The organism is Lelliottia sp. RWM.1, assembly GCF_016859735.1.
GTDB lineage: Bacteria > Pseudomonadota > Gammaproteobacteria > Enterobacterales > Enterobacteriaceae > Enterobacter.
The window spans coordinates 1-12360 of the sequence record NZ_WLVC01000070.1 but is presented as its reverse complement, the minus strand read 5'-3'; the positions used below and the strand labels follow the sequence as shown (position 1 = coordinate 12360).

12 protein-coding genes, 1 pseudogene and 1 other annotated feature are annotated in these 12360 nt (G+C 49.5%); of the genes and pseudogenes, 7 read left to right on the top strand and 6 right to left on the bottom strand.

The window, feature by feature from the left end:
• Positions 1-310 precede the first annotated feature (310 nt).
• The 3 genes from clpB to rluD all read right to left on the bottom strand — a co-directional run bounded on the left by clpB (position 311) and on the right by rluD (position 4722).
• Entirely contained in the window at positions 311-2884 is a 2574-nt protein-coding gene (gene clpB, locus GF617_RS25405) for an ATP-dependent chaperone ClpB (protein ID WP_181620425.1), read from the bottom strand.
• Between the two features lie 129 nt (positions 2885-3013).
• The gene (gene yfiH / locus GF617_RS25400) at positions 3014-3745 is read right to left on the bottom strand and encodes a purine nucleoside phosphorylase YfiH (protein ID WP_181620426.1); all 732 of its coding nucleotides are present in this window, start codon (positions 3743-3745) and stop codon (positions 3014-3016) included.
• Positions 3742-4722, bottom strand: coding sequence for a 23S rRNA pseudouridine(1911/1915/1917) synthase RluD (gene rluD / locus GF617_RS25395; RefSeq protein WP_181620427.1), 981 nt, complete (start codon positions 4720-4722; stop codon positions 3742-3744). The genes yfiH and rluD overlap by 4 nt, the downstream gene beginning before the upstream one ends.
• Before the next feature lie 130 nt (positions 4723-4852).
• Here rluD and bamD point away from each other — a divergent pair, with 130 nt between their 5' ends.
• The 4 genes from bamD to pheA all read left to right on the top strand — a co-directional run bounded on the left by bamD (position 4853) and on the right by pheA (position 7621).
• Entirely contained in the window at positions 4853-5590 is a 738-nt protein-coding gene (bamD, locus tag GF617_RS25390) for an outer membrane protein assembly factor BamD (RefSeq protein WP_181620428.1), read from the top strand.
• A 269-nt stretch (positions 5591-5859) separates the two neighbouring features.
• Positions 5860-6201: a ribosome-associated translation inhibitor RaiA gene (gene raiA / locus GF617_RS25385; protein WP_181620429.1), complete on the top strand. Its 342-nt coding sequence runs from the start codon at positions 5860-5862 to the stop codon at positions 6199-6201.
• A gap of 104 nt (positions 6202-6305) precedes the next feature.
• Positions 6306-6431, top strand: a sequence feature (Phe leader region).
• Positions 6307-6354, top strand: a complete 48-nt coding sequence (gene pheL / locus GF617_RS25380) for a pheA operon leader peptide PheL (protein ID WP_203452719.1) — start codon at positions 6307-6309, stop codon at positions 6352-6354. It overlaps the preceding feature by 48 nt.
• 29 nt (positions 6432-6460) lie before the next feature.
• Positions 6461-7621, top strand: coding sequence for a bifunctional chorismate mutase/prephenate dehydratase (pheA, locus tag GF617_RS25375; protein WP_203452718.1), 1161 nt, complete (start codon positions 6461-6463; stop codon positions 7619-7621).
• Here pheA and GF617_RS25370 read toward each other — a convergent pair.
• From GF617_RS25370 to aroF, 3 genes are read right to left on the bottom strand one after another with little or no spacing between them, the layout of a single operon-like run.
• Positions 7618-8490, bottom strand: a complete 873-nt coding sequence (locus GF617_RS25370; protein ID WP_203452717.1) for an SMP-30/gluconolactonase/LRE family protein — start codon at positions 8488-8490, stop codon at positions 7618-7620. The two genes, pheA and GF617_RS25370, sit on opposite strands and share 4 nt — an antisense overlap.
• Before the next feature lie 60 nt (positions 8491-8550).
• Positions 8551-9672, bottom strand: a complete 1122-nt coding sequence (gene tyrA / locus GF617_RS25365) for a bifunctional chorismate mutase/prephenate dehydrogenase (protein WP_181620432.1) — start codon at positions 9670-9672, stop codon at positions 8551-8553.
• Between the two features lie 10 nt (positions 9673-9682).
• Positions 9683-10753 carry a 3-deoxy-7-phosphoheptulonate synthase AroF gene (gene aroF, locus GF617_RS25360; protein ID WP_181620433.1) on the bottom strand — a complete coding sequence of 357 codons (1071 nt, stop codon included), beginning with the start codon at positions 10751-10753 and terminating at the stop codon, positions 9683-9685.
• 214 nt (positions 10754-10967) lie between these two features.
• On the opposite strand from aroF, the gene GF617_RS25355 reads away from it, so the two are divergent.
• From GF617_RS25355 to GF617_RS25345, 3 genes and pseudogenes are all read left to right on the top strand, one after another.
• Complete coding sequence (locus GF617_RS25355) at positions 10968-11342, top strand: DUF2799 domain-containing protein (protein WP_181620434.1); 375 nt, start codon at positions 10968-10970, stop codon at positions 11340-11342.
• A gap of 153 nt (positions 11343-11495) precedes the next feature.
• Positions 11496-12032 carry a YfiR family protein gene (locus tag GF617_RS25350; protein WP_181620435.1) on the top strand — a complete coding sequence of 179 codons (537 nt, stop codon included), beginning with the start codon at positions 11496-11498 and terminating at the stop codon, positions 12030-12032.
• Positions 12025-12306, top strand: a pseudogene (locus tag GF617_RS25345) (CHASE sensor domain-containing protein); the annotation flags it as partial. The gene GF617_RS25350 and the pseudogene GF617_RS25345, both read left to right, overlap by 8 nt.
• Between the last annotated feature and the right edge of the window lie 54 nt (positions 12307-12360).

Here is a 12360-nt window from a genome sequence, read left to right as displayed (position 1 = left end):
GCTTTCGCTCACCGTTGCGAGGTCCCGTATAATACGTTTTCCTCATTCAGAGTCAAGCGTTTATTTTCGCTTTTCTCCGGGATTCTTCATCTGCTTTCGCCGGAGAACCCTGCTGATCCGGCGGCTCGCTTGCCGTTGTTCCGTGTCAGTGGAGGCGCATTATAGGGAGTTATTCTGAAGCTGCAAGTGCAAAGTGAAAATTATTTACTGATCGCTCACTTTCCAGGCAAAACACCCTCCAGACATTCATTTTCGCCTGGTTTTTAAACAAAAACGAGCCGCAAGCGGCCCGTTTTTGATGTTTTGTGACTTACTGCACTGCCACAATTCGATCGTCATTCACTTCCAGACGAATCACTTTACCTGGAATCAGCTCTCCCGAAAGGATTTGCTGTGCCAGAGGGTTTTCGATCTGCTGCTGGATAGCGCGTTTCAGAGGACGTGCACCGTAAACAGGATCGTAGCCGTTCTCGCTAAGCAGTTTCAGCGCCTCATCAGAAATGTGGATTTCATATCCACGCTCTTCCAGGCGTTTATAAAGGCGCTGCAACTGGATTTGTGCAATAGAGGCAATATGTTTTTCACCCAATGGATGGAACACAACCACTTCATCAATACGGTTAATGAACTCAGGACGGAAGCTGTGGCTTACCACGCCCATCACCAGATCCTTCATATGCCCGTAATCCAGCTCACCAAAACGCTCCTGGATAAGATCAGAGCCCAGGTTAGACGTCATAATGACTACCGTATTACGGAAATCAACCGTTCTCCCCTGCCCGTCAGTGAGTCGTCCATCATCCAGAACCTGTAGCAGAATGTTGAACACATCCGGATGCGCTTTTTCCACCTCATCCAGCAGGATGACGGAGTAAGGACGACGCCGAACCGCTTCTGTCAGATAGCCCCCCTCTTCATAACCAACATATCCCGGAGGAGCGCCAACCAGACGCGACACAGAGTGTTTCTCCATAAACTCGGACATATCGATACGAATCATGGCGTCATCGCTGTCGAACATAAAGTTAGCCAGAGCTTTGCACAGTTCTGTTTTACCCACCCCCGTAGGCCCAAGGAACAGGAACGAACCAATAGGGCGATTTGGATCGGACAATCCCGCACGGCTACGACGAATCGCATTCGATACGGCTTCAACGGCTTCATCCTGACCAATAACACGCTGGTGCAGATCTTGTTCCATCCGCAACAGTTTTTCTCGCTCACTTTCCATCATGCGAGCAACAGGAATACCGGTCCAACGCGCAAGCACCTCCGCAATTTCTGCATCAGTCACTTTGTTACGTAACAAACGCATAGTTTTGCCTTCTGACTGCGTAGCCGACTCTAACTGTTTTTCCAGTTCAGGGATTTTTCCGTATTGCAGTTCAGACATGCGCGCCAGGTCACCCACACGGCGAGCTTGCTCAATCGCAATTTTTGCCTGCTCCAGCTCAGCCTTGATCGTCTGAGTTCCGGAAAGAGAGGCTTTTTCCGCTTTCCACTCTTCTTCTAACTCAGAATACTGTCGCTCTTTGTCGTCCAGCTCTTCATTAAGCATATCCAGGCGTTTCTTACTGGCTTCATCCGACTCTTTCTTCAGTGCCTGCTGTTCCAGTTTTAGCTGGATAATTCGACGATCAAGCCTGTCGAGCTCTTCCGGTTTCGAGTCGATCTGCATACGGATACTTGATGCCGCTTCATCAATCAAATCTATAGCTTTATCCGGAAGCTGGCGATCCGCAATATAGCGATGTGAAAGCGTCGCCGCCGCAACAATTGCCGGATCAGTGATCTGCACATGATGATGCAGTTCATAACGCTCTTTCAGACCACGCAAAATCGCGATGGTATCTTCGACAGTCGGTTCAGCCACAAACACTTTCTGGAAACGACGCTCCAGCGCAGCGTCTTTTTCAATGTACTGGCGATATTCATCCAGCGTCGTCGCCCCAACGCAGTGAAGTTCACCGCGTGCCAGAGCAGGTTTCAGCATATTCCCGGCATCCATTGCGCCGTCTGCTTTTCCTGCACCGACCATCGTGTGTAATTCATCGATAAACAGAATGACGTTGCCTTCCTGCTTGGCCAGATCGTTAAGCACACCTTTCAGACGCTCTTCAAACTCACCACGGTATTTTGCCCCTGCCACCAGCGCCCCCATATCCAGCGCCAATACACGTCGACCTTTCAGCCCCTCCGGCACTTCACCGTTCACAATACGCTGCGCCAGTCCTTCGACAATGGCTGTTTTACCTACACCAGGCTCACCAATTAACACCGGGTTATTTTTGGTACGACGTTGCAGCACCTGAATAGTGCGGCGAATTTCTTCGTCACGGCCGATCACCGGATCAAGCTTGCCCTGTTCGGCACGCTCGGTCAGATCGACTGTAAATTTTTTCAAAGCCTGACGCTGGTCTTCGGCTCCCTGATCGTTCACGCTTTCACCTCCGCGCATATTTTCAATCGCCTGAGTCACATTGGCGGTTGTTGCTCCGGCAGTCTTCAGCAGATCGGTCAGCGTACCGCGTGATTCAAGCACCGCCAGAACAAACAGTTCTGACGAAATAAAGTTGTCCCCACGTTTTTGCGCCAGCTTGTCGCAAAGATTCAGCACTCGCACCAGGTCCTGAGACGGTTGCACATCACCGCCCGTACCTTCTACCTGAGGTAGACGGCTCAGAGCCTGATCGATGGCTGTGCGTAACTGGCCAGCATTAATGCCAGCAGACGTTAATAAAGGACGTACCGATCCCCCTTCCTGATTCAGCAAGGCGCTCATTAGATGAAGAGGTTCGATAAATTGGTTGTCGTGCCCCAGTGCGAGAGACTGGGCATCGGCGAGAGCAAGCTGGAATTTATTAGTAAGACGATCCAGACGCATAACTCCTCCCATAACAGGTCAAATTTGCTACTGGAGATTAAATGAGGTCATCCCTCAATTATTCAAGGTTAATGACCTGAATTATGTGAAAAGAAAACGGCACGTACCGGATCGTCTTGATTCTTTAGGTTATATCAGCCAAATAAAACTTGCCATACGCCCCGTGGTCTTGTCGCGACGATAAGAGAAAAAATCACCCTTTTCGGTGAAGGTACAACGATCTCCGCCGAAGATTTGCGTGATACCCAGACGATTCAGGCGTTGACGGGCGAGTTGATAAATATCGGCAAGATACTTTTCACCAACGGGGGAGAAGGCGGTCTCAGCTTGCGGGTCTTTCGCCATAAACGCCTCGCGAACCTCCAGCCCAACTTCAAATGCCTGAGGACCAATTGCCGGGCCAAGCCAGGCAATAATATTGGCAGGACTATCGTTGAAGCAGGCGACTGTTTCCTCAAGCACCCCTTCGCACAAACCACGCCAACCCGCATGTGCTGCAGCCACTTCTGTTCCTGCACGGTTACAGAATAACACCGGCAGGCAATCTGCCGTCATCACAGCACACACAGTCCCTGGCGTATTACTGTAGGAAGCATCAGCACGTTTTGAAGCATAGGGTTCGCCTGTAAGCTTCAAAACGTCTTTACTGTGCACCTGTTCCAGCCAGACCGGTTTTGAAGGCAGATTTCCTGCAGTAAACACACGCTTACGGTTTTCTTCAACGTGCTCAAGATTATCACCGCAGTGTGCACCGAGATTCAGAGATGCCCATGCTTCCAGACTTACACCGCCAATACGGGTCGAACTACAGGCAGCCACCCCCTCAGGCAGTGGCCACTCCGGGACAATCAGTTTGGTCATAACCAGTCCACTTGATCCTTATGCTCTTCAAAATCAGCGCGCATCGCATCGATAAGCTCAACCATATCCTGCGGGATCGGCGCATGCCATTCCATCTGAATACCGCTGATTGGGTGGTAAAGACGTAGCATCGTTGCATGCAACGCCTGACGATCGAATTTACGCAATACGCTGATAAACTCGTCCGACGCACCTTTTGGCGGACGCGGACGCCCACCGTATACCTGATCACCTACCAGCGGATGAGTAATATGTGACATATGTACACGGATCTGATGCGTACGGCCCGTTTCCAGGCGTAAACGCAAGCGCGTATGGATACGGAAATGTTCCATAATGCGGTAGTGCGTCACTGCCGGTTTGCCCATAGGATGCACCGACATATGGGTACGCTTGGTTGGATGACGGCTAATGGGTTCTTCTACTGTACCACCAGATGTCATATGACCAATCGCGACCGCTTCGTATTCACGGGTGATTTCGCGCAGTTGCAACGATTCGACCAGACGCGTCTGAGCTGGGATAGTTTTCGCCACAACCATCAGACCAGTGGTGTCTTTATCAAGACGGTGCACAATACCCGCACGCGGAACATCGGCAATCGGTGGGTAATAGTGGAGCAGTGCGTTAAGCACTGTACCGTCAGGGTTTCCCGCACCGGGATGAACAACCAGATCGCGCGGCTTGTTAATCACCAAAATATCATCATCTTCATAGACAATGTTCAGTGGGATATCCTGCGGCTCGAAGCGGACTTCCTCTTCAATTTCAGCATTGATGGCGACAGCTTCCCCACCTAACACCTTCTCTTTCGGTTTGTCCCAGACTTTACCGTTAACCAGCACGCGCTGGTCGAGAATCCATTCTTTTATGCGTGAACGCGAATAATCAGGGAACATTTCAGCCAAAGCTTGATCTAAGCGTTGACCGAGCTGATTTTCGGAGACTGTTGCGGTGAGTTCTACTCGTTGTGCCATAGACTGCTTCTTCGTTTAACGTTGGGTTTTACGGCTTTGCCGTTTAATATAGTGTGCTATTGTAGCTGGTCTTAATCGGGAGCAGGAAAGAGATTCTCCCGGACAAACATTTGAGGAAAGTCAAAACGTCATGACGCGCATGAAATATCTGGTGGCAGCGGCCACGTTGAGCCTGGCTTTGGTGGGCTGCTCCGGTTCAAATGAACAGGTCCCTGACAATCCGCCGAATGAAATCTATGCGACTGCACAACAAAAACTGCAGGACGGTAACTGGAAACAGGCGATAACGCAACTGGAAGCGCTGGATAATCGCTATCCATTTGGTCCGTATTCGCAGCAGGTACAGTTAGATCTCATCTACGCTTACTATAAAAATGCCGACCTGCCGCTGGCTCAGGCTACGATCGATCGCTTCATGCGTTTGAACCCGACTCATCCTAACATTGATTATGTCATGTATATGCGCGGTCTGACTAACATGGCGCTTGATGACAGTGCTTTACAGGGGTTCTTCGGTGTTGATCGCTCAGACCGTGACCCGCAACACGCACGTGACGCCTTTAATGACTTCTCCAAGCTGGTGCGCAGTTACCCGAACAGCCAGTACATTACAGATGCAACCAAACGCCTGGTGTTCCTGAAAGATCGCCTGGCTAAATATGAATATTCAGTTGCGGAGTACTACACCCGTCGTGGTGCGTGGGTAGCCGTAGTCAACCGAGTAGAAGGTATGCTGCGCGATTATCCGGATACACAGGCAACACGTGATGGTCTGAAACTCATGGAAAATGCATACCGTCAAATGCAGATGAATGCGCAAGCCGAAAAAGTGGCGAAAATTATTGCAGCAAACAGCAGCAATACCTGACGTACAGCACCATGCAAAACGGCAGCCTCTGGGCTGCCGTTTTTTTATGCGTTTTCGTCATAAGCTGAAGCGGTTTAGCTACAGCACATCCTATCAACTATGACCGTAATTCCCGACTTCGACAAGCTAAAAATCATCTCTTCCTGTCCTGCCTCACAAAAAAGATTCCCTGACAAAAACCGACAAAATAACGTGATTTAGATCACATATTTTGACATTAGGACAGGTATGCTGGAATCACCAAGACGGAAAGACAAGAGGTAAAATTTATGACAATGAACATTACCAGTAAACAAATGGAAATTACTCCGGCAATTCGCCAGCACGTCGCAGACCGTCTCGCCAAACTGGATAAATGGCAAACTCATTTGATTAACCCACATATCATTCTGTCTAAGGAGCCACAGGGTTTTATCGCTGACGCAACTATCAATACTCCAAACGGCCATCTGGTCGCCAGCGCTAAACATGAAGATATGTACACCGCAATCAACGATTTGATCAACAAGCTGGAACGGCAGCTCAATAAAGTGCAACACAAAGGCGAAGCCCGTCGCGCCGCAACATCGGTGAAAGACGCCAGCCTCGCGGAAGAAGTTGAAGAAGAGTAATCCTTTAAATTGAGTGTACCGCCAACGCGCCTTCGGGCGCGTTTTTTATTGACAGGATGAAAACAGTACGGGTACTTTAAACGGTATCAATCACAGGATGACTTCATGAAACAAACGCTGTTCTTCTTCGCATTCTTTTTTACCTTCCCCTGAATGGGAGGCGTTTCGTCGTGTGATAAAGAATGCGAAGACGAACAACAAGGCCTCCCAAACCGGGGGGCCTTTTTTATTGATAACTATAAACGAGACAGGCAACACTATGACACCGGAAAACCCGTTACTGGATCTGCGAGTAAAAATCAGTGCGCTGGATGAGAAATTACTGGCGTTGCTGGCAGAACGTCGTACTCTCGCCGTCGAAGTGGGTAAAGCTAAGCTGGACTCCCATCGCCCAGTACGCGATATCGACCGTGAGCGCGATTTGCTGGACCGTCTTATTCAGCTTGGTAAGGCTCACCATCTTGATGCCCATTACATTACCCGACTGTTCCAGCTTATCATTGAAGATTCCGTTCTGACCCAACAGGCACTGCTCCAGCAGCATCTGAACAAAACCAACCCACACTCCGCTCGCATCGCATTTCTGGGGCCTAAAGGTTCCTATTCTCACCTTGCCGCACGTCAGTATGCTGCACGTCATTTTGAAGAGTTCATCGAGAGCGGTTGCGCAAAGTTTGCTGATATTTTCAATCAGGTTGAGACCGGACAAGCTGATTACGCTGTAGTCCCAATTGAGAACACCAGTTCCGGAGCCATTAATGATGTTTATGACTTGCTACAACACACCAGCCTGTCATTGGTTGGCGAACTGACTATCCCGATTGATCATTGCGTACTGGTATCCGGTTCAACCGATCTCAGTACAATCGAAACTATTTACAGCCATCCGCAACCTTTCCAGCAGTGCAGTCAGTTCCTGAACCGCTACCCGCACTGGAAAATTGAGTACACCGAAAGCACCTCGGCAGCAATGGAAAAAGTGGCACAAGTGAACTCGCCGACAGTCGCCGCTCTTGGCAGCGAAGCCGGTGGAGCACTGTATGGTTTGCAGGTCCTGGAACGCAATCTGGCGAATCAGACACAAAACATCACGCGCTTTGTGGTTCTCGCGCGCAAAGCCATTAATGTGTCCGATCAGGTTCCGGCTAAAACCACCCTGTTGATGGCAACCGGGCAGCAAGCAGGAGCTCTGGTTGAAGCCCTGTTGGTCCTGCGCAATCACAATCTAATCATGACCAAACTGGAATCGCGCCCCATTAACGGCAACCCCTGGGAAGAGATGTTTTATCTCGATATCCAGGCCAACCTGCAGTCGGCATCCATGCAAAATGCGCTGAGGGAATTGGGCGAAATCACCCGGTCAATGAAAGTTCTGGGTTGCTACCCAGGTGAAAACGTTGTTCCGGTTGATCCCGTTTAACGTTCGATAAAACGGCTTTTCTTCATCCCTGCCACGCTCACTGGCAGGGTGAAGATCGCGCCAGATAGCGGATATCTCACCACCTCATCTCTGGTCATATTTTCCCGCGTCGTGGTGATAAACAGCGTTTTCATATCCTCTCCGCCAAAGCAGACCATTGTCGGACAACGCACCGGCAAACGGTACTCTTCAAGCTGCTCTCCTTGCGGTGAGAAGCGAGCAATGCGCCAGCCATCAAATAACGCGCTCCAGTAGCAACCTTCCGTATCCATAGCTGCACCGTCCGGTATCCCCTCACCTTCCCTGAACTGCCGGAATACTTCGCGTCTGCCGGGTTCTCCCTGTTCATCAAGTGGGGTTCGATATATAACGCCATTCGGTGTATCAGACGTGAACATCCATTGATGGTCATGACTAAATGCCAGACCGTTATGACCATGAATATCACACTGAATAACTTTAGGCGTCAGATCGTTATCGATTCGCATCAACATCGCGCCGTTGTAATCTCCCGGCCCCCAGAATGTTCCTGCGTAAAAGCGCCCCCGGAGATCGGTTCCCCCATCATTGAAACGCGCAAGCTGCGGATTCGACGGGTTGTCGCACACTTTGCGCTGCATCAGACCATGCTTATCGGTCAGCCAGATAGCATTTCGCATCGCGACAATAAAACCACCACGCTCTCGCAACGCAAAACATCCGACCTCTTCAGGAAAAGATAATATATCGTGCTCTGATGTAGGCAGATGATAACGATGGATCTCCCCTTCCAGGATATCCGCCCAATAGAGCGCATTCTCTTCCGCACTCCAGATCGGGCACTCCGGAAGATGTCCGGTGTAATTCAACAGCAGTTGCGGTTCAACCATGACAGTACCCCAAAATGAAAAAAGCCAGCATTGCTGGCTTTTAGTATATACATCATCGGATTACTGGCGACTGTCATTTGCCTGTCGCAACAATGTGCGGCTCTCACTCTGGAATCTCTGCGCATAATCGCCAAACCAGTGCTCGACTTTACGGAAGCTGTCGATAAACGCCTGCTTGTCGCCATGCTCAAGTAAGGTGATAGCCTCTCCAAATCGCTGGTAATAGCGCTTGATTAACGCAAGGTTGTTTTCTGACGACATAATAATGTCCGCATACAGTTGCGGATCTTGCGCGAACAGGCGGCCAACCATCGCCAACTCAAGCCGATAGATTGGTGAGGAAAGCGCCAGAAGTTGTTCAAGCTGTACGTTTTCCTCTGCCAGATGCAACCCATATGCAAAGGTTGCAAAGTGACGTAATGCCTGGATAAACGCCATGTTCTGGTCGTGTTCCACCGCACTGATCCGGTGTAAACGCGCGCCCCAGACCTGAATTTGTTCCAGGAACCACTGATAAGCCTCTGGCTGACGGCCATCACAGTACACCACCACCTGTTTGGCAAGGCTGCCACTGTCCGGACCGAACATCGGATGCAGACCAAGCACTGGGCCAGTATGGGCTGCCAGCATTGCCTGCAGCGGACCATTTTTGACCGATGCCAAATCAACCAGAATGCAATCTTCCGGCAGCGGAGGCAGTTTCTCAATAATTTGCTCAGTCACATGAATCGGTACGCTGACAATCACCATGCCCGCATCTGCCATTAATTCCGGTGCGCGGGCCCAGTCATCTTTCTCAACAATCCGTACCTGGTAACCAGACAGCATGAGCATCTTTTCAAACAGACGCCCCATCTGACCACCACCACCGACAATGACTACCGGGCGCAGAGAAGGACAGAGGGTTTTGAATCCTTTGTCATTCTCGCTGGAGTAGGACTCACGCATCACGCGGCGCAGGACATCTTCGATCAAGTCAGGTGAAACACCCAATGCCTGCGCTTCTTTACGGCGTGACGCCAACATTGATGCCTCACGTTCCGGCACATAGATCGGCAGGCCATATTTACTTTTGACCTCGCCCACTTCAGCGACCAGGGCCATACGACGCGCCAGCAAATCCAGCAATGCCTTATCAACTTCATCAATTTGATCGCGTAACGCGGTCAATTCAGCAACCATAACTAACCTCTTAAGCCAGGCGCGCCGCCAGCTGGCCGTTTAAATCTTTATGAATCTCACGCAGCAGCGCATCAGTCGCTTCCCAGCTAATGCAGGCATCTGTCACCGATACACCCTGTTTCATCGCGCTGCGCGGTTGTTCAGATGACTGATTGCCTTCATGGATATTGCTCTCAATCATTAACCCGATAATGGAGCGATTACCATCCTTGATTTGTGCCACAACAGATTCCGCAACAGCAGGCTGACGGCGGTAATCTTTATTTGAGTTGCCATGGCTGCAATCTACCATCAGCGACGGGCGCAGTCCCGCCTGTTCCATCTCTTTTTCACACTGGGCAACATCCGCTGGGCTGTAGTTTGGTGCTTTACCGCCACGCAGGATCACATGACCATCCGGGTTGCCCTGCGTTTGCAGCAGGCACACTTGCCCCGCCTGGTTAATGCCGACAAAGCGGTGTGGCATCGCCGCGGCGCGCATGGCGTTAATTGCCGTCGCCAGACTACCATCTGTGCCGTTTTTAAAACCAACCGGCATAGACAAACCAGATGCCATTTCGCGGTGAGTTTGCGATTCAGTGGTACGCGCACCAATAGCCGACCAGCTAAACAGATCGCCCAGGTACTGCGGACTATTCGGATCAAGCGCTTCTGTTGCCAGTGGCAGCCCCATATTGACCAGTTCAACCAACAGTTGGCGCGCAATTTTCAGACCAGCTTCCACATCAAACGAGCCATCCATGTGCGGATCGTTAATCAACCCTTTCCAGCCAACGGTTGTACGAGGCTTTTCAAAATAGACGCGCATCACCAGATAGAGGCTATCGCTGACCTCAGCTGCTAATGCTTTAAATCGACGAGCATATTCAATCGCGGTTTCAGGATCGTGAATGGAGCAAGGACCACACACCACCAGCAGACGCGGATCGCGCCCTGCAATGATGTCAGAGATGGTCTGGCGGGAAAGCTCAATTTGCGCCTCCTGCTCCACACTCAGCGGGAATTCCGCTTTCAGTTGATCAGGAGTAATCAAAACCTGTTCGTCAGTAATATGTACGTTGTTCAGCGCGTCTTTTTGCATGATGGCGATCCTGTAAAGCTCGTTTGCGATAGTTGTTTTCCTCTAAGAGGTGCTTCCACAATACCACACAAAGTAAAGATTTCAATCCGAAATACGTAAACAATAATTTACATCAAGCAATTTTCATCAAAAAACAACCCTTATACATGTAAACATAAAGTTACACTCACTCTTTTTTCTCACCAGGCTATGCTAAATAAAAAAGGAGATCCCTATGCGTTCGATCCCTGTCACATTACTTGCACTGTTGTTATCCGGTTGCCAGATTAACCCTTATACATTTCAACCAAACTGGACGAGCACCAACTGGTTTAATGCGGGTAAAGAAGAGGCAATGAACGGAACAGCCGTTAAAGATAACCAGGTCCTGGCCGATAATTTTAACGATCCAAATGTGAATCGTAGTGAATATCTTCGCGGATATGCGGATGGACAGAAAAAAGTGTGCGAAGAAGGATTTATTCATGCCTGGGGTTTAGCAGGAAAATCATTCCCGGCCACCTGCGATACAGCAGAAAACACCGCAAAACTACGTGAAGCATGGCAACAAGGGATGGATGAAAGCTTGAAAGCCAGCAGGCTTAATTAATTTTATCTGTAACCATCTGAATAAATGCAACTGTAAGATTTAACCTAAGTCAATTCAGTTACATTCCTGACATAATGACGGCCTTGATAAACAATGGTATTCTGCCGACAACTCTTAAGGACATCTATTTCCAGAGCGGCGTGGCGGATTCTGGTGAGAAAATCATTCTTGATCTCTTTGTACCGACTCACTCTGGTGCTGATGCTGTTTGTTAGTGCGAGCCCCGCAACAGCCGGAACGCTGACGGAAACCGATAAATCGGTGCGTTCAATTGTGTCTGGGATTGTAAGCTATACGCGGTGGCCATCCCTTTCTGGACAGCCCAAACTCTGTGTTTTTGCCTCTTCTCACTATGTGCAAGCACTTACTAGTGAAGATGGGCAAACCTTGTTACCTTATACACCAACGATCGTGAATAATGATCAAGAAGCGCTGTCTGCAACTTGCGATGCTATTTATTTCGGCGCTGAATCGCCATCTGACCAGCTTGAATTAATAAGTAAATATCAGGGCAGACCCCTGCTATTAATCTCAGAGCAAACTCCAGAATGTCTTATTGGCAGTGCATTTTGCATGATAATAGATAACAACCGGGTTAGATTTTCCGTAAATCTGGATGCACTGTCTCGAAGCGGTGTAAGAGTCAATCCGGATGTATTAATGCTTGCACGGAATTCGAAGCATGAATAAGGACTTCACTTCAACGCCACGTCCAACGTTTAAAAGAACGTTGCGGCGTATCAGCATGATAAGCGTCATCATCACAATGACGCTTATCTGGCTCTTGCTTTGTTTTGCATCTGTAGTGACGTTGAAGCAATATGCGCAAAAAAATCTCGAATTAACTGGTGCAACAATGAGCCATAGCCTTGAAGCTTCGCTGGTTTTCAATGACTCACTGGCGGCAAATGAAACTCTGGCTGCTCTCGGCAAGCAAGGGCAATTTGAATCGCCACAGATAATCTAGACACTTCCGAGCCGCTGATAATATTGTTTTTCGTATTCAGTTGGTGGCATA